This window comes from Mucilaginibacter kameinonensis (genome assembly GCF_003675385.1).
Taxonomy (GTDB): domain Bacteria; phylum Bacteroidota; class Bacteroidia; order Sphingobacteriales; family Sphingobacteriaceae; genus Mucilaginibacter; species Mucilaginibacter kameinonensis.
Genome location: NZ_RCWZ01000002.1, coordinates 304,336 through 328,732, shown reverse-complemented (window position 1 = coordinate 328,732; position 24,397 = coordinate 304,336). Strand labels below are relative to the sequence as shown.

General features: G+C 44.1%; 13 protein-coding genes. 3 read left to right on the top strand and 10 right to left on the bottom strand.

What is annotated here, in order from left to right:
• Window positions 1-5 precede the first annotated feature (5 nt).
• Window positions 6-1,439, top strand: coding sequence for a serine hydrolase domain-containing protein (locus EAH55_RS08395; protein WP_121809237.1), 1,434 nt, complete (start codon window positions 6-8; stop codon window positions 1,437-1,439).
• A gap of 202 nt (window positions 1,440-1,641) precedes the next feature.
• Here the strand turns inward: EAH55_RS08395 and EAH55_RS08390 are convergent, their stop codons facing one another.
• From EAH55_RS08390 to EAH55_RS08380, 3 genes are read right to left on the bottom strand one after another with little or no spacing between them, the layout of a single operon-like run.
• A complete protein-coding gene (locus tag EAH55_RS08390) occupies window positions 1,642-2,769 on the bottom strand; it encodes an efflux RND transporter periplasmic adaptor subunit (RefSeq protein ID WP_208644818.1) in 1,128 nt (375 codons plus the stop codon).
• Window positions 2,762-6,022, bottom strand: a complete 3,261-nt coding sequence (locus tag EAH55_RS08385) for an efflux RND transporter permease subunit (RefSeq protein ID WP_121809235.1) — start codon at window positions 6,020-6,022, stop codon at window positions 2,762-2,764. The genes EAH55_RS08390 and EAH55_RS08385 overlap by 8 nt, the downstream gene beginning before the upstream one ends.
• Before the next feature lie 18 nt (window positions 6,023-6,040).
• A complete protein-coding gene (locus EAH55_RS08380; protein ID WP_121809234.1) occupies window positions 6,041-7,444 on the bottom strand; it encodes a TolC family protein in 1,404 nt (467 codons plus the stop codon).
• Window positions 7,445-7,533: 89 nt separating this feature from the next.
• On the opposite strand from EAH55_RS08380, the gene EAH55_RS08375 reads away from it, so the two are divergent.
• Both EAH55_RS08375 and EAH55_RS08370 read left to right on the top strand, forming a co-directional pair.
• Window positions 7,534-8,487 carry a LysR family transcriptional regulator gene (locus EAH55_RS08375; protein WP_162996787.1) on the top strand — a complete coding sequence of 318 codons (954 nt, stop codon included), beginning with the start codon at window positions 7,534-7,536 and terminating at the stop codon, window positions 8,485-8,487.
• A 25-nt stretch (window positions 8,488-8,512) separates the two neighbouring features.
• Complete coding sequence (locus tag EAH55_RS08370) at window positions 8,513-9,691, top strand: glycosyl hydrolase family 8 (RefSeq protein WP_162996786.1); 1,179 nt, start codon at window positions 8,513-8,515, stop codon at window positions 9,689-9,691.
• Between the two features lie 108 nt (window positions 9,692-9,799).
• Here EAH55_RS08370 and EAH55_RS08365 read toward each other — a convergent pair whose 3' ends face one another.
• From EAH55_RS08365 to EAH55_RS08335, 7 genes are all read right to left on the bottom strand, one after another.
• Window positions 9,800-11,116 (bottom strand): flavin monoamine oxidase family protein, encoded by a 1,317-nt coding sequence (locus tag EAH55_RS08365; protein ID WP_262707298.1) that lies wholly within the window; start codon window positions 11,114-11,116, stop codon window positions 9,800-9,802.
• Between the two features lie 205 nt (window positions 11,117-11,321).
• Window positions 11,322-14,111, bottom strand: a complete 2,790-nt coding sequence (locus EAH55_RS08360) for a glycoside hydrolase family 2 protein (RefSeq protein ID WP_121809230.1) — start codon at window positions 14,109-14,111, stop codon at window positions 11,322-11,324.
• Between the two features lie 327 nt (window positions 14,112-14,438).
• Entirely contained in the window at window positions 14,439-15,992 is a 1,554-nt protein-coding gene (locus EAH55_RS08355) for an FG-GAP repeat domain-containing protein (protein WP_121809229.1), read from the bottom strand.
• A 19-nt stretch (window positions 15,993-16,011) separates the two neighbouring features.
• The gene (locus tag EAH55_RS08350) at window positions 16,012-17,577 is read right to left on the bottom strand and encodes an FG-GAP repeat domain-containing protein (protein ID WP_121809228.1); all 1,566 of its coding nucleotides are present in this window, start codon (window positions 17,575-17,577) and stop codon (window positions 16,012-16,014) included.
• Window positions 17,578-17,592: 15 nt separating this feature from the next.
• Complete coding sequence (locus EAH55_RS08345) at window positions 17,593-18,915, bottom strand: vanadium-dependent haloperoxidase (RefSeq protein ID WP_121809227.1); 1,323 nt, start codon at window positions 18,913-18,915, stop codon at window positions 17,593-17,595.
• A gap of 10 nt (window positions 18,916-18,925) precedes the next feature.
• Window positions 18,926-22,540, bottom strand: coding sequence for a VCBS repeat-containing protein (locus tag EAH55_RS08340; protein ID WP_121809226.1), 3,615 nt, complete (start codon window positions 22,538-22,540; stop codon window positions 18,926-18,928).
• Window positions 22,541-22,619: 79 nt separating this feature from the next.
• Entirely contained in the window at window positions 22,620-24,389 is a 1,770-nt protein-coding gene (locus EAH55_RS08335) for a RagB/SusD family nutrient uptake outer membrane protein (protein ID WP_121809225.1), read from the bottom strand.
• Window positions 24,390-24,397 lie beyond the last annotated feature (8 nt).

Sequence of the window (24,397 nt, the reverse complement as noted above, 5' to 3'; positions counted from 1 at the left end):
ACTTCATGAAACTTCTCAGGTTCTGTTTTATCTTACTTTTATTTATCCCGGGCATAATCTTCGCCCAAAGCCATCAGCAGTTTAAAACCGATTCGGTGTTTGTACTGGTGAAAAAGTTTTTCAATGCCAAGCAGGCCGATTCCATTTATACTTTAACCGGGGCAAATTTCAGGCATGCAGTAAGCGCGGGCCAGTTCCGCAGCCTTAGTGAACAGCAATTGTTTCCTTTGAATGCAATCAAGGGTTCAAGCGTGATCAGCTTTGTTAATAACAAAGTAAGCACGTACAAACTGGTATTTCAATCGGTGACGCTACAGCTGCTCATGAGCCTCGATGCAAGTAATAAGATAGAGCTTTTCCTCTTCCAACCCTACAAAGACATCACTGCCGATAAGACCGTACAAATGCCAACATCAAATAAATTGCTTACCGCTACAGATAAACAGGTTGATGAAATTGCGCGCCCTTACATTCAAAAAGCTAATACGGTTGGCCTAAGTATAGGTATATTTAAAGATGGCCAGATCAGCGTTTACAATTATGGCGAAACGGCACGCGGCAACAACCAGCTCCCAACTGCTAATACGCTCTTTGAGATCGGCTCCATCACCAAAACATTTACAGCCACTCTCCTGGCATACTATGTTAACGAAGGTAAAGTGAAACTGACCGACCCTATTACCAAATATTTGCCCGATTCGGTAAAAACCAATACCGCGTTAAATGCCGTAACACTGCAAACTTTAAGTAACCATACATCCGGTTTGGCCCGCATCCCTGAAAACCTTCAGTTTGACTCGACTAGTGCGGCAAATCCTTATAAAAGTTATAATAAGCGACTATTATACAGCTATCTGAAATCCTGTAAACTCAACAGCAAACCGGGAGATCAATACGCATATTCCAACTTAGGCGTAGGTTTATTAGGAACGATATTATCTCAGGTGAGTGGCAAAACCTTTGATCAGATGGTTCAGGAAGTAATTTGCGCGCCTTTAGGTATGAAAAATACCGTACAGCATCTAAATGCTTTACAACTCTCCCACTTTACCAAAGTGTACAGCCAATACGGCGATGCTACAGTTGCCTGGGATTTTGACGCTCTTGCCGCCTGCGGTGCTCTCCATTCAACAATAAACGATTTGCTGATATACGCAAAAGCTAACATGGCAAATGGCACAGATAAGCCATCAAAGGCTTTTGAGCTTACACATCAACTCACCTACAGCAAGGACGCGAAAATAGCCCTCGGCTGGCATATAATTTTGGTTGATGGCGTAGATTACATTTTTCACAATGGCGGCACTTATGGCAGCAGCAGTTTCCTGGCTTTTAATGCTGATAAGAAACTGGCGGTAATTGTACTATCCAATGCCGCTGAAAGTACGGATGCTGTGGGCACCGGGATCATTAAGAAGTTGCAGGCGGAAAGTAAATAGTATAAAACCATGTCATTGCGAGCGAAGCGTGGCAACCGCACGGAAGCAGGGCCGCTCTGTATAGCATGCGATTGCTTCGTCGTTCCTCCTCGCAATGACATAGTTTTTATAAAAACAGAAGCCCGAAAGCTTTTCAGCTTTCGGGCTTCTGTTTATCCCTTCGCACTATCCATGTGGTCGAATCTAATCGACTTTCAAATTATTAATATTTCAGGGTCGATCCATTTCTGATCTCGTCTGATGCTGATTTTACCAGTTTATCATCAGCTTTCAGGTCGCCACCGAAGATCTCGACGCTATCGCCGTTGGTGAGGCCTTTTTTAACATCAACCCAAACAGCTTTGTGGTCAACAACCTTAATAACAAAAACCTTTTCGGTTGAAGTTGCTACTGCTGATTTAGGCACAACATAAGTACTGTCGCCAGCAGGCAGAGGTACACTCACTTCGGCAAACATATGCGGAATCAGTTTTTTATTTTTGTTGTAAACGTCCATCTCCAGGCGTTCTGCGCGTAACTTTTCATCAAGCGCGCCTGCTATACGTTTTACCTGGGCGGTAAACTTTTCGCTTGGTAATGCCCTTACGGTAAAATTAACTTCACTTTTGTTGCTTAGCGCGCCGGTGTAAATTTCCGGTACTGAAACCACTAAACGCATCCTGTTTTGATCCTGTACGGTAAACAACGGATCTGTTGTTTTACCACCTGGACCAACATAGGCACCCAGATTAACGTTACGGCTGGTGATAACGCCATCAAATGGTGCGCGGATCTCCAGGTAAGCCAGATTAGCCGATACCTCTTTCAAGCCAGATTTAGCGGCATCAACGTTAGCCTGATCGGCATTCTTTTTAGCTTCGGCCTGCTCCAGATCGTTTTGAGAAACCGTACCTGGAGTTTTGCTGGTGCTTACCAACCTGTCATAAGTAGCTTTACTGGCAAAGTAAACAGCCTCATATTGCTTAATACGTGATTGGGCCGATGCCAATTGCGAGTTAATTTCAGGCGCTTCAAGCACAGCCAATAGCTGGCCTTGTTTAACTTCCGAACCGATATCAACCAAAAGCTTTTTAACGTAGCTATTGGTTTTGGCATACAGGTCAACCTGTTGGTAAGGGATCAGCTCACCCGGAATAGTGATCACGCTGCTTAACCTGCCTTTAGTTACCGGTACTAATTGTACGGTTGGGGTTTCAACAGCAGCCTGCTGTTGTTCCTCTTCCTGCTGCTCCTTTTTTTCGTTATCATCTGAGTGGCAGGCGCTCAGGGAGCTTACTGCCATAGCTAAAACAGCAAGCAGTAATATTGATTTATTTTTTAGCTTATTCATGATGGTGCAAAGGGACATAAAATTTACTTTCTTTATCTTCTGGGTCTAATGAAACAGATTGGGTGCTGGCATTACCTTGTACCCAGGCAAAAACCAATGGCAATATCAACAGCGCTGCAAAGGTTGAAGCGATAAGGCCGCCAATAACGGCGCGGCCTAATGGCGATGTTTGATCACCACCTTCACCTAAGCCCGATGCCATAGGGATCATACCTACAACCATTGCCAAACTGGTCATCAAAATTGGGCGTAAACGTAACGCTACTGCTTCACGTGCTGCTTTCAGAGCGTCGCCATTGTGTTTGCGAAGCTCCTCGGCGTTGGTGATCAATAATACCGCGTTTGATATAGATACACCCACCGACATGATCATACCCATGTATGATTGCAGGTTGAGCGTAGCACCTGTTATTTTAACCAGCAACAATGAACCAAACAATACCGCAGGTACAGTTGAGAGTACCACAAATGATATTTTGAACGACTGGAAGTTGGCTGCCAGCATGAGGAATATCACCAATACAGCCACAACTAAACCGCCCTGTAAGCTATCAAGCGTAGCTATTAAGGTTTGGCTCAAACCGTGCAATTCAACTGTCAGACCACGTGGCGGGGCACCCAATTCATCAAGGGCTTTCTGTACATCGCGGGTGGCGGTACCAAGGTCCTTTTTGTTGATGTTGGCAGTTACCGAAAGCGTTGGTACAGCACCTACGTTATCATCTTCACCAAAGGTTGTACCTGTTTTAACATCAGCAACGTCGCCAAGTACCGGGCGTGCCTGGTTGGCCAGTACCGGGATCTCTTTCACATCGTTCAGGCTGGCCATCTGATATTCCGGAACCTGTACCTGTACAAGGTAGCTTAGGTTCGATTTCTCATCTATCCAGTTGTTTTTTTCGGTAAACCTTGATGATGATGTTGACGCGATCAATGAACGTGATATGTCATTCAAGCCTACGCCCAATTGTGCGGCACGCTGTCTGTCGATATTGATATCGATAGTAGGATAGTTAAACGACTGTCCTATCTGCACATCGCGCAGGTATTTGATGCTTTTTAACTTTTCAATGATCTTAAAAGCGTACTCAACGTTTTGCTTTTTGTTTTTACCGGTAAGCGCAACCTCAATAGGCGTTGGCGAACCCTGGCTCAGGATCTTATCGGTCAGCTCAATAGGCTCAAACGATAATTTAATATCCGGTAATTGTTTAGCCATCTGATACCTGAATTTTTCTTTCAGATCATCAAGATTGACCTTATAATCTTCTTTCAAACTTACCTGCATAACCGACTCTTGCGGACCGGCCATAAACAGATATATCGGGTTGGTTGAGAATGATGACGGGTGCGAACCAACAAAAGTCGATGTAATCTCTATATTATTCTTGCCTACAATATCACCTAAAATACGCTGTGCTTTAACTGCTACAAGCTCGGTACGCTCTAAACGGGTACCGTCTGGTGCACGTAACCTCACCTGGAAAGTGCCGGAGTTTACTTTTGGTAATACGTCGCGGCCAATCGTATTAAGCAGTAATACTGCCAGCGCTATTGCAGCTACAGCATATACCGATACAATCAAAGCGCGTTTAGGCAACATGCGGTCCATCAGGCGCATAAAGCTATCCCTGAATTTATCAAACTTGGTTGCTTTATGACCTTTGTGCTCAAGCACAGCCTTCATGGCTTTTTCTTTCTGCTCCCATGGCTCACCTTCATCTTCTAAAGCGAAACCATCTTTGTGGCTATGATCTTCGTGTTTGTTAACCATAATCCAGTTGGCCATGATAGGTACAAAGGTTTGTGCCAGGAAGTAAGAAACAATCATGGAGAAACCGATAGCAAGCGCCAGCGGCAGGAACAACGCTCCCGGGATACCGTTCATGGTAAAGGCTGGTGCAAACACCGCCAGGATACAGAACAGGATAAGCAATTTAGGGAAAGCGATCTCCTTACAGGCATCCCATATAGCTAATGCTTTAGGTTTACCCATATCAAAGTGCTGGTGAATATTCTCGATGGTTACCGTCGATTCATCCACCAAAATACCGATAGCCAGCGACAGACCGCTCAGCGTCATGATATTAATGGTTTGATGCGCCAGCGACAGGAAGAATATTGCCGAGATAACGCAGGTAGGGATGGTGAGGATCACGATAAGCGCGCCGCGTTTATCACCCAAAAACAACAATACCATCAAACCTGTAAGTACAGCACCAATGGCACCTTCTTCGGCCAAACTTTTTACCGCGTTGATTACGTAAACCGACTGGTCAAACACAAACGATAGTTTCACATCCTCGGGTAACAAAGCCTGGAAGCGGGGAAGCGCTTTTTTAAGATTTTGTACCACTTCCCATGTTGAGGCGGTAGCCGATTTGGTGATTGGCAGATAAACTGACCTTTTGCCGTTAATAAGCGCGTAACCGTTGGTGATATCGGCACCATCTTCAATAGTGGCCACATCTTTCATAAACACGGTTTGAATGCCGTTTTTATAAAGCGGGATATCGCCAAAATCCTGAACTTTTTTTATCGTAGTATTAGCTGGCGACAGGTAGTTATAATCGCCTATACGCACGTTACCGGCCGGTGTGTTCTGGTTATTCTCGCGCAGCGCAGCCACGATCTGATCGGGTGTTAAATTGTGCGAACGTAGCAGGTTAGGGTCTGCTTTGATCAGGATAGTACGTTGGTTACCACCAAAAGGCGCCGGAGCAACAAGGCCCGGAATTGACGTAAATGACGAACGTACATAAACCAAAGCATAATCGAGCAACTCGTTATTGCTTCGGGTGGCGCTGCTCAACACCAGCTGACCAACCGGCAGCGTTGAAGCATCAAAGCGCAAAATAAAGGGTGGCTGCGACCCCTGCGGGAAGCTGGCCTGGGCCCTGTTGGTGTACGCCGTGACCTCCGCCGCGGCTTGGGCCATATTAGTGCCCTCGTAAAAAGTAACTTTAATTAACGTTAAACCAATTAACGTTAAACCCTGAATATTTTTCGTTTCGATACTTTTTACGCCCGATACGAAAAGCAACAGGTTAACATATTGCTTACCAAAGTAAGCCTCCATTTGGTTTGGGGTAAAACCGCCGTATGGGTGCGATACATATATAACCGGCAGGTTAAGATCGGGAAATATATCGATCTTGATAGTCCGCACCGCATTTATACCGAAGAAGAACAGCCCGGCTACTAAAACCAATATGGTAATTGGTTTCTGCAGCGCCCCTTTTATCATTCCCATTGTATATGTGTGTAACTGTTAAAAATTATTGATGAATAACCCAAAATCGCCGGTGGCTGCCGATTTGAACAGCAACGCCTGCCATACATTGTTAAGGGCTATGTATTTGTCAACCTCGGCCCGGTTAAGGGTATAAAGCGCCTGCGTAAAATCAACTATGTTTGAAAGTCCATTTTTATACAGGGTATATTTCTGAATGTAAGCGTTGTTGGCGGCCGAAACTTCAACCGGTACTTCGTTTACATTTTTAAGGGCGTTGCCTATGCGTGTTTCGGCCAGGGAGCGTTGCGCTTCCAGTTGTTTATCAACCAGCTCGTAATCGTTTTTCAATTGCTCTGATGTAAACTTTTGCGATTGTACCTGGTAATGGGTCCTGAACACACTGGTAAAGTTCCAAACCATGCCTATACCAAACAGGTAGTTGTAACGGGTTGGATCAACACCTGCGCCATAGCTGCTGGTGTAACTATCCTGGTTGGTTCCATAATCAGATTTAAAGCCCGATCCCCTACCCTGGTAAACACCAAACAAACTAAAAGTTGGCAAGGCGAAAGTGCGAAGGTATTTAGCCTGCTGATCACTTACGTTTACCCTGTTTTGATAAAATTTCAAGGTTGGGTGATCTGTAGTGGCAACAGCACTTACAGCCTCAAGATTATTTGGCTGCTTGGTAATGAAAGCGCTATCTAACTGAAACTCCTGTGCAGTGATTCCGAGGTAAACAGAAAGTTGGTTACTTTGATCCTGTACCGTTTGCTGCGCGTTGGTTAAAGCAATTTTAGCGTTAGACACTTCGGCATTGGCTAATGACGAATCTACGCCTGGGTTTAAGCCGTTCTTTACGCGAGCAACCACTACTTTTTGTAAGTCCATGGCGCGGTTAAGGTTATCCTGCTGCGCCTTGGCAAGCTGCTGTGCCGCCAGTAAGTTTAAATACGTGGCTGCAACGCGTACCTGGTGCTGAAATTGCTCCTGTGCAAGATCTGTTTCATCACGGGATACGATGGTTTTTTGTACGCCAATCCTTTGCTTTGATCTGCCAAAGGCGAAAAAGTCCCAGCTAACGTTGGTTAAATACAGAGCGCCAAATGCAGCGTTCCAGTTCTGTTTGGCCAAAGCTGGCCCCGATGAGGATACCGACAGGCCACGATAACCATAAGATGGTCCGTTTTGGCCGTTCACTGTGCCGTAGTCCTGCTGCGCGGAGAAATTAACATCCGGCAGGTACTCCGTTTTTGTTTCTTTGAGGTATGCCTTAGAGGCGTTAAGCTGGTTTGCCTTCGACTTGATGGAAGCATAGTTAGCAAGGGCCATTTGTTCAGCATCCTTAATGGAAAGGACTTTTTGCTGCGCTTGTACGTGTAAGACATATAAAACACTCAAAAAAAACAGGAGTAATTTTTTTGAATTTGTGTTTAACATGAGGTGTATTTTATACACGGCAAATGTATGCCTATATGATTCATGAAAAAAATGAATTAATTTTGTGCAAATCATTAGCAAAACTAATAATGAATATCGCATTACATCATTTCAGGTTAGTTGACACCATTTCAAAAGAGGGTTCGCTGACTAAAGCAGCGAGTGCTTTACACCTAACTCAATCGGCCCTGAGCCACCAGTTAAAAGAGCTGGAGAGGGAACTGGATATAGAGGTGTTCCATCGCCAGGGAAAGAGGCTTCAATTAACCGAAGTAGGCTACCGTTTTTTACGAAGTTCGGAAAAAATTTTGGCTGAAATACGTACTCTTGAAGAAGATATTAATAACTATAAAAATGGTAAAACCGGCAAGCTAAATATCAGCATGCAATGCTATACCGCATACCACTGGCTACCCGGTGTAATCAAGGATTTTAAGAGCCAATGGCCTGATATTAAAATAAATATAGTTTCGGACGCAAGCCGCAGACCGCTTGAATATCTGATGCGCGGCGACCTCGATCTGGGCATTGTGCGCACCCAAATGGTGAACACACAAATTGTGTACGAACCCATTTTTGAAGACCGCCTGATAGCCATCTTACCGGCCGATCATCCACTGGCAAAAAAGGCCGTTATTGACATCTGCGACTTCCAGGATCAGGAGCTGATACTGGCCCTTTATGACCCCTCTTACCAGGAGACTCCAATCATCGAAACACTCATCCAGGAGCAGCATGTAAAGCCCAAAACATTGAGCCGGATCCACTATACTGATGCTACCATTGAGATGGTAAATGCAGGCCTCGGAATTAGCGTTATGGCCGACTGGATTGTGAAGCCATACCTACCCGGTAAACACATTGTTACAAAGCCGCTGCACCATAGCATTGCAAAACGCACCTGGTACGCCGCCACCTGTAAGGATACACCGGCAATTCAGAACTTTTTGAGTTGCCTCAAAAACCATTTCTGCAAAACCGAAATGCTGTGTAATGAATTTGACGACGTTGCCGACTCTTATCCCGAACTACGTGCGATATAGTCTGATGCTATTCATAATATTTATCATGAACGGCCTTAATGCACAGGTTGCACTAAGGCCGTTTCCGCAACATAGCAGGTATACTGCCGGTACTATTAAACCTAATCACGTCAGCCAACAACAACTGGATAAACAAGTAACCGTCTTCTACGATCAGTGGAAACGCCGTTACATAAAACCCGGCTGCGACAAGAATCAATTTTACGTTTGGTTTGAAAAACCCGGTAAGGAATGCGTATCCGAAGGGCAAGGCTATGGCATGATCATCACCGCTCTGATGGCCGGGTATGATAAGCAGGCAAAAACCGTTTATGACGGCTTGTATAATTATTACAAAGCCCATCCGGCCAAAGCATCCCCTTATTTGATGGCCTGGGCCCAGCTAAAAAACTGCAAAAACCACGATAGAGATGCTGCCACGGATGGCGATATGGATATAGCATACTCTCTTTTGTTAGCGGATAAGCAATGGGGAAGCAAAGGCAGTATCAATTACCTGCAGGAAGCTAAAAATGCGATGGCGGCAATTATGCGCTATGAAATCAACTCTAAAACATATTCTGTTTTACTGAGCGATGGCAGCGATGGAGATAGCGACGATTATTATGACATGCGCGCGTCCGATTTTATGCCTGCCAATTTCAAAGCATTTGAAAGCGCGTCAAAAACCGGCAAATGGCAAAAAGCCATTGATAACAACTACCGGTTATTTAGTTATATGCAGAAAACTTACAGTCCGGATGCGGGTTTGGTGCCCGACTTTATAAGAGGCATAAACTCAAAAGCCCGCCCTGCCCAGGCTAACTATATGGAGTCAAAATATGACAGCTATTATAACTACAATGCGTGCCGTGTTCCGTGGCGGATAGCTACTGATTATCTATTATATGGCGATAAACGCGCAAAAGCTTTTGTAACCCCCATAAACCGTTGGATCAGGCAGACTACCAATGGTAATCCTGATAATATTTCGGCCGGGTACACGCTTGAAGGTAATGATATCAAAGGCCGGTACTTTGAAGCGCTAAGCTTTATTGCGCCCTTCGCCGTATCAGCAACGATTGATCAAAGCAATCAGCAATGGCTTAACAAAGTTTGGGATTACCTGGTAGCTTTTAAGCTGAAGGACTATGATTATTACGATAATACTATCAAGATGCTGAATATGATCATCGTGAGCGGGAATTACTGGCGGGTGGAATAAGCGAGCTATCTTCTTCATGTCATTGCGAGGCACGAAGCAATCGCACGGAAGCATATCCGCCCTGTACAGCATGCGATTGCTTCGTTCCTCGCAATGACATATTTTTAATTATTCATAATCCAACAACATCTCAGCCGCCCTTAAGCCACTGGTAAGCGCAGCTTCAACCGTACCCATGGCGGTACCTTCATATAGGTATTCGCCTGCAAAAAATAGGGTATCACCTATCGGGTGACTTATGATCTTCCTTGCTTCGGCAGTTTCCGTGGTGTCGTAGCTGTATGATCCGCGGCAGAAAGGATCAACTGTCCAGTTTATTACATTCCAGGTGAGGAGTTTCTCTTTTAGCTTAGCGATATCTATCTTAAAAATATTGGAGATGGAACCCAGTGCCTCTATCAGCATATCTTCGTCGCTGGTATTCAAACGGGCAGCTGCTGGAGGTCCGCCGAGCCAACCGGTCAGTAACGGACGATGTACTGGCATTTGTGTCCACCAAACGGGGATAGTTTCTTTCGAGAACAGGAAACCCATGTCCTCGAGGTTGACTCCGGCCATTTGTCGCGTTTCATCACTACACCAAAAGGCATCGTCAAACTCCAGTAATACTTTGATTACAGCACCAAAACCAAGCGATTTAAGGGCATTCACATAATAATCAACCGGAGGATCAAAACTCAGGGTGCCTTTCAACCCCGCTTCGGCCTGCAAAATCCCAAGCGGCACTGCAACCAGCAATTGCCTGGCCTGGTAGATTATGCCGATATCTGTACTTACCGTAACATGATGCTGCCCCCAATCAATATCTTTTGCTACGGCATTAAGGTAGATATGCCCGCCTGCCTGTTTAAATTCATTTGCCAGATAGCTGATCAACTCACAATAACCGCCTTCTACACGGTATTGCGCGTCCTCATGTTCATTTTGCCACTCTTTACGGATAGAAAAAGCGCTTGCCTTTTTAGGATCTGCATTGTCATAGCCCGAAACATATGCCCTTACCGATTCCCGAAGACCTTCATACCGCTCTTCCGAAAACTCCTGCTGCATGAACGCCTCCATACTCATATCATTTTCGAGTTGCATAATACGCTCCAGAAACTCATCCCAATGCTCAATAACGTGCCCCTCTGCTATAAACTTTCCATCGTCATACCTCCACATTGAAGCAGAAGCCGGAATGTATTTAATGCCTGCCTCGTTAAGCAAACTTTGGGTCACGGGCAAATCACCGTGAATAAACTCGGCACCCAATTCTGCGGGTTGCGACGATGTGCCATGCTCCAATGTATGAATGCGACCGCCGAGCCTGTTACGTCCTTCGAGCAACACAACATTCTTCCCCGCTTTGGCAAGCGTACGGGCCGCCATCAAACCTGCTGCTCCCCCTCCTATGATAATTACATCTGTATTTTCCATGTGCAAAATGTGTTGAGCAAGATAAGCAGATTTTTAAAGTCGTGCCTGTATGGCAAGTCATTCTTAAACAAAATTTAACTTTAAAAACAACCTGGCATAAGTTATCCTACCCACAATTCCACAGGCCATACTTACACCTAAAAAATCGATATTTAACAAAACGACAAAGCCGGATGGGGTATCCGGCTTTGTCGTTTTTAAACCAATAAATTTACTGCAGTATTATCACCTGCTTATCCAAATTCCAGCCTTCAAGCAATACGGTTGGCTTTGCAGCGCCCAGTTTGGCTACCGGGGCACTTACAGCTACGGTAGTACTTTCATGCGGTGCAAGAGTAAAATAATTACCTGTCCAATAGCTCGGCATCACCTCCTCGCCGTTTTTCATTAATTGCGGGCGAACGAAGAATGCCAATTGGTTGGAGCTATTGGTAAACTGGATAGTCCATTTGTTTTCACTCGCACTTTTTTCGGCCTTTAGCACCTTGGCCTGAACCTGTGCATGCTTCATATCATTCAATGATGTAAAATCATCGGTAGTCGATAGCCAGTACGCATTGTGCGATATCGTTTTGCCAGTTGCATCGGTCAGGTTAAGCACCACAAAACTCACACCTTTGGCAGCGTCAAGCGCATCTTTAAGTTGAATCACTTCTTTAACACCGGTTTGCGCCAACCCAACATTGCCAATTTTTGCTGATTTAATGAGCTTGCTGGTAACATCATAAATCTCGGCAGTGGCGGTTAAACTACCGGTTGCATGATGTGTGCGGTTTATGATAGCTATTGATGAGTTATCATAATTATATTGAATATGGATAGGTTCGCAGGCATTTTGCATGGCATAATAGCCGGCATTGGGTTCCAGGTACCAGTCATAAATTTGCCAGATAACACTTGGCAGGGCGGCATTCAGCTTCCAGAGCATAACGCCTCCCGTTTCGTTAAGCTTATGGCCATCGGCTTCAAAAATGCCCCGGTAGCCCGTAGCATTCATCAGCTGCATTTTGTCGGAGAAATTGACGATGCTATTCGGCTTGCCATACCTTTTGGCCATCTCTTCATAGTATTTATCATACTTACCCGCGCCGGTAGCGGCATCATGGTACCCCCACGAATTGTTTAACGGAAAAGGCAAATTAGTGTCCCAAACCAAATTAGGGATAATTTTAGGCAAGGTGGTATACGGCGGTTGCGATGGCAAGCCTGTTTCGTCTTTAAACACCCAGTCTTTGGCATCATTAGCCAGTTTGTAATAATCTTTAGGATCTTTCCATTCATACGGGCCACCGCTGTAAACGCCGGATGGCATATCATCTGGCCATGAGCCTTTCCAACCGGCAGGCAGCTTGGCAAAGCCCGACGAGCTTGGGATAAATGGCCGTGTACCATCTAAAGTGATGATATCATTGCGCATCACGTCATATAATTCCTTACGGGCATGCCCTTCGTTACCACCGGTCCACACCAGTAAACTTGGATGATTACGGATGCGATAAATGGTACTTTCTACGTTTTTAATAAATACATTACCTTCCAGCGGCCAATCCGGCGAACCTTTAAACTCGCCCTGGGTATCACCTGTGATCCAAAAATCCGACCATACCATCTGGCCATATTTATCCGCAGCGTTCCAGAAGGCATCGGGTTCTGTAACGCCACCGCCCCAAATGCGCACCAGATTTACGTTGGCATTGCGGCACAGGTGCATTTCATAGTCATAACGGGCCGAATCGCGGTTTACCATCATATCCGGCACCCAGGCACCACCCACCAGATGGACTTCTTTGCCGTTTACGTAAAACTTACGGCGTACAAAGCCATTGGCTGTAGTTTCGGCTTTTGACGCAACCTTGCGGATGCCAAATACAAAAGTAGTATCGTCGCTTGCCGTAGTACCTTCGGCATATTGCAGGCGAATGCGGTACAGGTTTGCTTTTCCATAACCATTAGGCCACCATAATTTGGGCTGACGAATGATCAGTTGGCTGATCTTATCGGCGTTTAACTCAACACCCTTCTCTGAACCACCAGGCACAACCACAGGCTGACTAAACTGAACCCCGGCGCCAACAAAGTTTTCGGGCTTTATGCTGATGGTTAACTTACCACCATGAGTAGCAGCAGTATTGTTGGTTAAAGTTAAATTCAGCGAAAGCCTGGCAAGGCCTGTATCGGGAAGATTTGGCAAATCGGTAACCAGTTTTGGCCTGCCGATACTTACCGCGCCGCTGGTACGCAGAAAAACCGGTTGCCAGATCCCCATATTACGGTCGCGCACCGGTGGGATCCAATCCCAGCCAGAAGAGCATAGCATGGTTACGTTTTTACCTATATCGCCTGTTGGGCCACCATTTTCATAAAACGGACCGAGCGCTTTTAGTTGTTCCTTCGCGGGGTAGCCTGGATAATCGAGGGGGTAGATTTTTACTGCAAGTGCATTTTCTGTGCCGGCTTTAACCGCATTGCTTACATCAAGATTATGTTCGGCAAACATTCCGGCCATTTGGGTGCTGTCGGCAATTTGTTTACCGTTAAGCCATACAGCTGCCCTATAGTTGATACCCTTAAATATCAACTGGAAACGGCGCCCTTTATCTGCAGCCGGAACTTTAAAGGTAGTGCGGTACCAGTAAGGCTTTTTCCATGGATTGGGATCGTTTGGTAAATGACTGTATTGCTCCAGGTTATATTCTTTATTGAACTGATCGGAAGCGTCCGGAATCAGCATGTTATTCAGTCCCTGGTATGGATCGGGATAAATATGATTAGCCACCAGCCCGGTTAATACGGTTGAAGGTACTTTTACCGGGAACCAGTATACCGGCGAATGGTATTGCGTACTGGAAAGTTCGGTGCCCGGCGCACTTACCAATGCCGAGGATTGCAGATCAAAATTGCTTAATTTAACTTGTTTTACAACCCCTGATTGTGCCGAAACAATGGCGGGCAAAAGGCAGACAGCCATAAAACTTAAAGCAGAGCGGATACTTTTGTTCATGTAGAATATCGATAAATAGGTATCGTAAAACTACTTAACATACAACCAGATACAGATGTACTTATTTATCAATTTGTGGTACAAATGATACGGTTTCAGGTTTTAGTAAAACATTTTACTGGTTTCTTGTCTCATACCTCGCATGCCTATAAGAAAACCAATGTTATTAAATAAAGTTTATGTCATTGCGTGCGCAGCGCGGCAATCGCACGGAAGCATAGCCGCTCTGTATAGCATGCGATTGCCACGTCGCACCCAGGCTCACTCCCGTTTTGCTCCTCGCAATGACATGTTTTATTAAACTTTCAGGCTCATAATAATGAAACACTACTTCCGAACGGTTTTATTCTGTAGCACAATAATGGGCTCAAACATATCCCAATTGGGCTTATAATCCTTTTGGTTCATGAGTCCTTGCGCGCCTACCGAAAAATTGCCCAGCACAAGATCGGTATCACCATCGCCATCGATATCACCCGCCTCCATGGAGATCCAGCGGCCCAATAAATTTACGGGTACTTCATGAACTTTAAATTTACCAGGACTAAGCTGTTCATGATAAGTAAAACCTTCGGTAGGATGATATTTATAATCGGGAAAGAATGCGATTACAGCCAGGTCAAGATCGCCATCATGATCAAAATCAGCGGCTATGGCTTTTGAACAGCCGTTGATATGGTAAAAATAGGTTTGTTTAAATTTCCAGTCGCCCTGGTTGATAAAAATATAAACCCCATGATAGGGTTTAAATACAGGCGAGTAATCATTATTATCACCACAGGTATATACAATATCTAATTTACCATCGTGGTTAAAATCAACCAACTGAAAACTGCTTGAGCCATATACCGGAGGGAAACGCATGATATTGCGGGTAATGAAACCACCTTTTTTATCATTTAAAAACAGCCAGATACCTTCATCGGCCTGGGCGAATAAACAGGCTATATCCGGCCAGCCGTCACCGTTAAAATCGCCCGTATAAACTATTTCAGCGCCAGGAATTGCTCGAATGATCTTCCTTTTAAAAGAATGGTTGGTCTGTTGCTGCAACAGGAACAAGCCCCCTCTGTCACGACCAAAACCGCAACTCACGTAATCCATCAGACCATCTTTATTAAAATCAGCTGCTGCACTTTTAACGGGACGAGGCAGACTATCTTCCATTAAGGTGGTATCTTTTGATTTCCTGCTGAGATCAATGTGTGTTAACGTCCCCTTAAGCTGATCGTTTGGCGGAAGTATGCCTATGCAGGTAATTACAGCGCTATTTGGCTCTGTTGCCGATTGATAAAAAACAGCATCGGTAACGGGCGAATGGAACTTTTTAACAAGCGTAGCCGTGAGATCAGTATTCCAGCGGTAAAGTTTATTACCGGCATCACCTGTATAAAAATGTTTATCAACCGGATTAAATTTAACCATGGTGGTCATGGCCTCTCCCGATGTCGTATCAATCAACGCAGGTCGTTTCACCGAAAATATAGCCGAATCGATTACAGCATCAGGCTTTGGAATTTTCAGCTTTTTAGGAGAAGCATAACGGTAGTAAACAGCAATCTTTGTCCAGTCGGCAAGGGAAAGCACCGCATTTGGCCCGGCTATGTATTGATCCATAAAGGGGCGCATTCCAAGTTTTGTGCCCATAGCGGGCAAAATATATTTATCCCAGGTTGCACTATCCAATAATGAGGCATCAGGAGCTTCATGACAACTGCCACAGTATTTAACAGCCGTTTTTCTGGCATCAGCCAAAAGTTCCTCGTCGGTCTTTTCATGATCACCGCAGCTGTTCAAGGCAGCTATCACAGCTGCAAACATTACAGTTATGAGCAATAATAAACTTAGTCTCTTTACTTTCCCACCTCCGGCTTCCCTCATTTTCAATTTGGATATAGCGTTACTTTTTGGTGTGATTTTCAAGTACTACCAGCGGCAGGTGCTTGTCCCAATTAGGCTTAAAGCCATCTTGAAACATAAAGCCATCAGCATAGTTACCTAAAAGAAGGTCGGGTTGGCCATCATTATTCAGATCTGTCATTTCCATGCACATCCAGTGGCCGTATTGACTAATTGGCAGGGCGTGCGGTTTAAAATCAAACGGCTTGCTTTGTTCAAAATAAATAAATTCCTCGGCAGGTGTGTTCTTCATGTCTGCAAAGAAGGCTATAGTAGCAATATCGATATCACCATCGCCATCAAAATCGGCAGCTATTGCTTTGGTACAACCGTTTATCGGGTAAAACCAGCGCTGTTTAAAATTCCAATTGCCGGTATTGGTGAAAATATATAAGCCATGGTAAGGTTTCAAAATCCGCGAATCGCGATAATTATAGCCACATGTTAATACCAGGTCGAGTTTACCGTCATGATCCATATCAACCAGCTGAAAACTGCTTGAACCGTATACAGGTGGAAAATGCAGCAGGTTGCGGGTAGTAAAACCTCCGTTTTTGTCATTTAATAAAAGCCAAAGGCCTTCATCGCCACTCCCTGTCAGGAGCATAACATCCGTCCAGCCATCATTATTAAAATCGCCGGCTAAAGCCTGTGCGGCACCCGGCTTGTCATAAATGGTCTGCTGATCATAAGTATGATCCTTATTTTGCTTAAGCAGGTAAACCCCGCCTTTAAACTTACCCTGACCGCAAACTACAATATCCTGCAATCCATCCTTATTAAAATCGCCAACTGCAGTGCCAACCGGACGTGGCAGATCTGACGCGATATAAGTTTGATCGTTATTAACCACTTTGGCATCCAGATTAACCTTCACTACCTTGCCATTTGGAAAATCAATTGGCGCCATGCGGCCTATGCATGAGAAAAAGCCCACATTATGTCCCAAACTATCCTTGCCAAAAGTTACATCAACGGCTGCCGATGGAAGTTTGGCGATAGAATCCATTTTCAAATTGCTATCCCAGATATTCAGTTTTTCATCAACCGCATCGGCACTGTACAATTTATGCGTAGCCGGATTGGTAGCTACCATGGTGGTGAAGCTTGTATAACTTACCGGTGCAGGCTTTTTAAGTGTGAAACCCGCCCAATCATTCATTAGGGGAATAGGCTTTCTAGCAGGAAGCACTGTGTTAGGAGCTGCTTTTTTATAATAATCTAAAATAGCAGTCCACTCGGCAATGGTTGCACCTGCAGTATCAAGCGGGTCATTTTTAAAATAAGACGAGCCACCATAAGTTGAAATATGCAACGACGGCGCCATGTTAACCAGCGTATGATTAAGCCAAACATCTTTTGGCAATGCATCAACAGGTACCAACGAATGACAACGGGTGCATTTTAACTGTACCAGGTTTTTACCATCAACTATAACATCGCCGGTAAGTTTATATGGTTGGTAAGCCGGCTTATGCTTACAGCTATTAAAAAGCGCCAAACCGGCAATTATTGCAGAAAATGATAACAGAGATGATATGGTTAACGTGCTTTTTTTAATAGTCATAAGATGGTTAAGCCGTTATTTTTTTAGTTTCAGTTTTTTCCAGATGTACTCTCCTACCTGACGGCCTTGCACAGCGCCCTGGTCAACACTGTTGCGGAAGTGGATACCGCCATAAAACCTGCTAACAGAAGTTTCATCGGCAGCTTTCAAAAAGGAATCAAAGTGGCGCTGCATCCCAATATAGCGCAGATCGCTGGTATCCTGGTAGGCAAAGTTATCGCCAAATAAATGCGTAAGCACTACCGCCGAAGCGCCGCTAATGTCACTATGCCCGCTTGGATATTCAGGGAACGGAGGGGTTTGCAACATAGGCAGCCAATCGTGATCAATTTTATCGTTGATGATGGTTACCGGCCTTATGTAGTTAGTTTCGTATTTAACCTGCCAGCCGCAAATAAAAGCATCATACAAGGCTATTGATGTAAGCGCGTAAGCCTGCGCGGTCTTTACCACATCGGCATGGGTTTGCTTGCAGGCAATGGCGGTTATACCAATCCAGTGACCGCCTGGGGTGATCTTTTTATTAGCGAACATCATGTGCCCATTGTGCTCAATAACAAAAGGGTTATCGTCCCAAAACTTAGCAATCGTTTTTTGCTCCGGGGTGATGTTTTTGCTTTGGTTATACACTTCCATGGTTTGTTTGAAATACTGACTGTCCTTGCTTTCACTAAAAGCAGGCGGCGGCGGCAATGGAAACATAGTTGAAGTATCAACCGCGAAGGTGTGCATAGTACCCCAGCAAAACTCAACTCCGTCCAGGTAATCGGGTGGTGTTGGGTGCCAGTTACCGGGATTATCGTTACCTAAAAACCTGGGTTTGCCACGGGTTTGAGGATAATTATCAACCGATGCCCTTTTTAATATGTACTTACCAATCTTTTCGCCAAACGCCATGGAACGGGCATAGGTTGAATCATCAAGGTTATCTTTATACATAGCGTAAACCTTGGCCTCATATTTTTTCAACGAATCTATCGAAAAGGTAACCTTATGCGCCACCGTGAAAAAGGCATTTGTAGCGGCAAGTGTATAATTATACTTTACTCCTTGCTGAGGCTGTGGCGGCTGGCCAAAAGCCTTAAGCTGTGCAGTGATAGAATTATATTCAGGCTTTTCGTAACGAAGCGCCTCATAAGCAGCCAGTGTCGCATATCCATAAATACGACTGGCTACCGGAGGGGTAAAAACATCATATATAATAACCTGCGTAAGCTGATCAACGTTGTTATGAATAACGTCTTCATCCTTAATCAGTGGTATCTTTTTAGCCTTACCTCCGCAACCTAATATAAGGGCACAACTTGCAGCGGCTATGAATATCCTCAAGAATCTCATTTATAATAGTTTAATTAATTGGCACGTTACGTTGATGGCCATAGCTGTCGGTTATTGTTACTGAAGCCATGTTATCATCAATATTAATAAATCTGCCCGATTGCGACAAGAAAGAATTGCCATTATAAAACTCCTGTCTGGCGGTTTTACCATTCTTGTATTTTACGGTTGCAAATGCATCAAGTGGCTGCAGGTTGTATGTTTTAACCGGCCTTTTCAGCTCAAATAGTTTCATGGCGTCACGATTTTGGGTGGCGGCCAGCAGGTAGTTGCCCCTGGCCCCCTTAAGCTTAACCAATGCCTTGCCATTGCCCGGAATATAAATACCGCTTTGCATAATGCTGAGTGGTTTAAAGCCTCCTTTGCCATCGCCTTTAAGTAGTAACCCATTAAATGCATCGTAACGGCCGGTTGCCACTTCTGTACCATAGTCATTACCATTTAGTGCAACGTCCAGATTACCGTCCCCGTCAAAATCATCAACAGTAATTCCGCATAGTTCAGACATCTGTGCTTCAACAGGTAGCGGAATAGCGGTAAATTTTCCGCCTCCATCATTGCGTAAATAAACCGACTGCAAATAATTCACTTTTAAACGAATTGCTCCTTCGCGCATTTTGGGTGTTATTACCGAATCCATTGTAGCGGTTGCAAATGAGCGATAGTTTTGGAACTTAATACGCATGCTGATCATCTGCTTAACAATATCATCACGACCAAAAGCGGGGAATTCCTGCAGCTTACCTTCCTGATCTTTCAGAAAAACGGATGGGAAAGCATCGTAGCTGCCGTTATTATCAAAATCTTTGGCTGTAATATAAATCGGGTACTGATCGCTTGCTTTGTAAAAAGTATTCAAACCGGTGTTACCTACAATATAATCGGTATCACCATCATGATCAAAATCGCCGGCAGCAATGGTATTCCACCAGCCAAGCTTATTTTCAACACCAGTACTTTGCGTTACATTTTTGTAAACACCATGATCATTTTTAAGGAAAGTGATCGGCATCCACTCGCCTGTAAGGATCAGATCGGGCCAGCCGTCGTTATTAAAATCGGTAAAGGTGGCGTCACAAACCAGGCCTATATTATTTAATTCTTTAGCTACCGACGCAGATACGTCCGTGAATTTAACAACACCGTTTTTGCTATCGTTACGCAAAATAAAGCTTGATACCGGCTTAGGATAATTCCATGGATTAACACGGCCGGATACAAACAAGTCCATTTTACCGTCGCGGTTTATATCAGCGGCTTTTACACACAACTTACTGGTCAGGTTTTTAGGTAATGCATCCGGCTGTAGTTTAAAATTACCTTTTCCATCGTTAACATAAAGCCTGTCCTGGTAGTTTGATGAGCCCGGTTCGCTTTCATAACCGCCGCTGGCTACATACAAATCAAGGTCGCCATCACCATCGGCATCAAAAAGCAACATGCCTTCGTCTTTAACACGCACCGGCGATATCATATGCGCCATATCATTAGGATTACCAACGGGTGCAATAATTTTAGTCTGAGGTACCAGATCGCGCTGAATAAACTTACCGCTGGCTTGCTGCAACAATAACTGAGCAGGATATTTGGTTGTACCTCCTACAACCATATCATCAAAACCATTGCCATCCACATCGCCAACCGCTACGGCCGGCGTATATTCCGATAGTTTATGCGGAAGCAGCTTCTGAACGTTAAAGTCGATATAGTCCTGATCGTTATGTTTATAAGTTATCCCTGCCGATTTGGTGACGTCTTTAAATAACGCAACATTATCTATAGCCAGTTGCTTGTTACTATAATCAAGCTTTGCATCGGCAATTTTAACCTGGATTGTTTGATTGGTTTTAACATTGGTAAGCACCTGCTTTTTACCGTTATCCCAGCGAATCACCACCGAATCGAGCTTAGAAACGTTACCTAAGCCAAAATGGGCAATATTCTGGATGGTTGATAAATAGCCGCGATATGGTGTATTTTCATAATACTGATGTTTGCCATGATTATAATAGATATCGGCAAAGGCACCAAGCCCGTTCAGGTTTTTAGGACCGCCATGAAATTGTATATGTAAGTAATTACTATTGTTTAGCGCGCTTTTACGGGATGTATTTTTGTAGATGAATGCCTCGTCGTTAATATTATTAATCACCATATCCATGGTGCCATCATTATCCAGATCGGCATAAGCACAACCGTTTGAAAACGACGGAACGCTCAGCCCCCAACTTTTGGTTACATCCTCAAATTGTACACCATTGGTATTGCGGAACGCGTAATTAGGTATTTTCACAACCGGAATCTGGTCAAGCACTTGCTGGGTTGACGCTACAGAATAGGCCATCTGCCTAAAGGTTATAAAATCATGATCGGTTACATCGCGCGGGTAACCATTGGTTATCACAATATCGCGATAGCCGTCATTATCAAAATCAGTTATCATAGGGCCCCAGCTCCAGTCTGTCTGGCCTACACCACTTAAAAAAGCTACATCACTAAATGAGGGATCGCCAATGGAATCATTGCCTCCAATTCGCGGACCATTATTTAATTGCAGCGTATTACGGGTATATTGATACTGGTATTTATACCTATCAAAATTTTGAAATATCTGGTAGTTATTTGGCGGCATGAACATCTTTTTCCGGTAGTTATCCTCGGGGTTCATGTCAACCTCAAAAACATCGGCAAGGCCATCATTATTCACATCCTCAATATCCTGCCCCATCGAGCTGAATGCGGTGTGCTTAAAATACTCCTGTACCTTATCGGTAAAGGTACCGTTACCGTTATTGATGTATAAAATGTTATCTGTTAAAAAATCGTTGGTTACGTAAATATCTTTCCATCCATCTCGGTTAATATCAACAATAGTAGCTGCATGGCCGTATCCTTCGGTGCCTATACCCGCCTGTTTTGATACATTGGTATAAACAGGGTGCTTCAGTACTGGATCCCAGTCGCAACGGAAAAGTTGCCCCGTACTGCGGTGGGTTCCATTAGTAATTATTGGCCTGAATGTGCTTTGATTATCACCGGCTACGGCCTCATTAACGGTAAGGTACATATCAAGGTCGCCATCGTTATCATAATCAAAAAACGATGCCATAGTGGAGTGTAGCTTTACATTAAGCCCGTATTCCTTAGCCATTTCTTTAAAATGCGGTACACCATCCTTACCTATACCCTGGTTTACATAAAGCAGGTTAGTGCGCTTAACCGAATCATCAAGCAAGGTATAACACACATAAATATCCATAAGCCCGTCGTTGTTAATATCAACAACGGCTACTCCTCTGCCCCATCCGCCGCTGCCGCCAACACCTGCCGCCGTTGTTACGTCATCAAATTTCATATCCCCTTTATTAAGATATAGCTTATTTGATGTTGTATTGGCCACAAAGTAAATATCCTGCAAGCCATCATTATTAAAATCACCTATCCCTACTCCGCCCCCATTGTATAAATTAAGTTTGGTTAAGGGGTTTATTGCATCGTTTTCAACAATTTTATTATTGAAGGTAATACCAGAGTGCGAGGAAGGGATCTGTTCAAAAAGTGTAGCTTTTTTACATGCACTAAATAAAACGGCAACCAGGCAAACAAGGGGAAAGGTGTACTTCATTATTTGGTTAGTAAACTATAAAAAAAGGTGGAGATAAATATCTCCACCTAAAGTTAAATATTTTAAAATCAATGGTTAATTAATAACCAGGATTTTGTTTCAGTTTTGATGCACCAGTTGAACCAGAAAGGTCAATTTCACTTTGAGGTATTGCGTAATATTCGTTTTTACCTTTAGTAAAGTGAGCACCGTTAAGCTGCGAGTTAGTGTTAATATCATATGCAAAGAAAGCATTGATCTCATCAGCCATGCTGCCTGTACCCTGATCCCAACGTTGTAAGTCGAAGAAACGCTGTCCTTCCATGGCCAATTCAAGTTTACGCTCAAAATGGATAGCTGTACGGGCATAGGTTTTATCAGCAAACGCGCCTGCAGGGTATGGTTTAACCAAATAATTGTCGGCAGGATCTGTTTTTACAGTATACTCAGATTTTGACGGATCATAAGGAGAGTTTTTGTAAACCCACCAAACCGGATTTGCAGCACGGGCACGTACCATGTTAACATATTGCAGTGCTTTATCGGTACTTCCAACTTCAACCTCAGCTTCAGCAGCCATCAAAAGTACATCGCTCCAACGCATTAAGTTTACGTTGTTTGAGGTGACTTCGTTAGCAGCCCAATAGTTTTCAGTACTTGAGTTAGTGCCTTTTTCTGCAGATGAGTAAACATTTTTACGTGGATTGAAAACACCATCCGTAGGGTCACGGATCCAGCTTGCCGGAGGATTGCCCCAGTCAAGGTATGGTATATTAGGACGGCCCATAGTAACATCGATACGTGGATCTACTGTACCTGTATACGGATCAGTTTTACCACTTACTTTTTTACCACTATTATATGTAGTAAACAATGGTAAACCATTAGCGTCGGTTTTAAAAGAGTTACCTAAAGACTGTGAAGGGTTAAACCAACCGCAGCATGCACCAGGACCGCTGTTATAAGGGAAGTTCAACTCATCACCGGTATTACCATTATTACCGCCTGAGTTATCATTAACAGAAGCCTGAGCAGCAAAAACAGATTCAACACTGTTTTTCTGACCTGCCTGAGGGCTAAAGTTTTTCTGCATGTTATCGTTCAATGCAAAATGATCGCCGCTTGGTTTTGTACCGTTAGGAATCAGGTTGTCATATAACGCTTTGGCATCCGCAAATTTGTGCTGGAACATTTTGGCTTTTGCCATGTAAGCTATAGCAATCCATTTATTAGCACGGCCTTTTTGTGATTGAGTAGCAGGGATATTATCAATACCTGCCTGTAAATCAGCTTCGATATTAGGCCAGATGTCCTTATCGTTAGGCTGGTTGGCATCGGCTTGTGTTTCATCGATATAAGGAATCATGTTGTACATTTTCTTAAGCTCCATGTAGTAATAGCCTCTTAAGAAACGAGCCTCGCCTGTAATCCTTTTAACGTCATCAGCACCGATATCTTTTGCTAAAGGAAGTGTACGTAAAACGTCATTAGCACGGCTTACACCGTTAAAGCAAAGCTGATATTTTGATTTGATGTAAACGTTAGAAGTAGAATAGGTAAAGTTACCAACAGGTAAAGCGTCGTTACCACCGTCTGATGGTTCTGAACCTTTGTAAGCATCGCCTGCGGCAACGCTACCAAACAGCCAGTTTGAACCGGCGGCATCAATACCGCCACCGTTACCACCCACACCGTCAAGCAAAGAATATGTACCAATCAATAAACTTTCAACACCTGTTTTATTGGCCACAATATTCGGGCTTAAACTCTGAAGTATCGGCCTGTTAAGCATATCCTTGCGGCACGCATACACCAGGCACACCAACAGTAACACTATTGGTATGATCAGTTTCATTTGAATTTTTTTCATAACTTTTA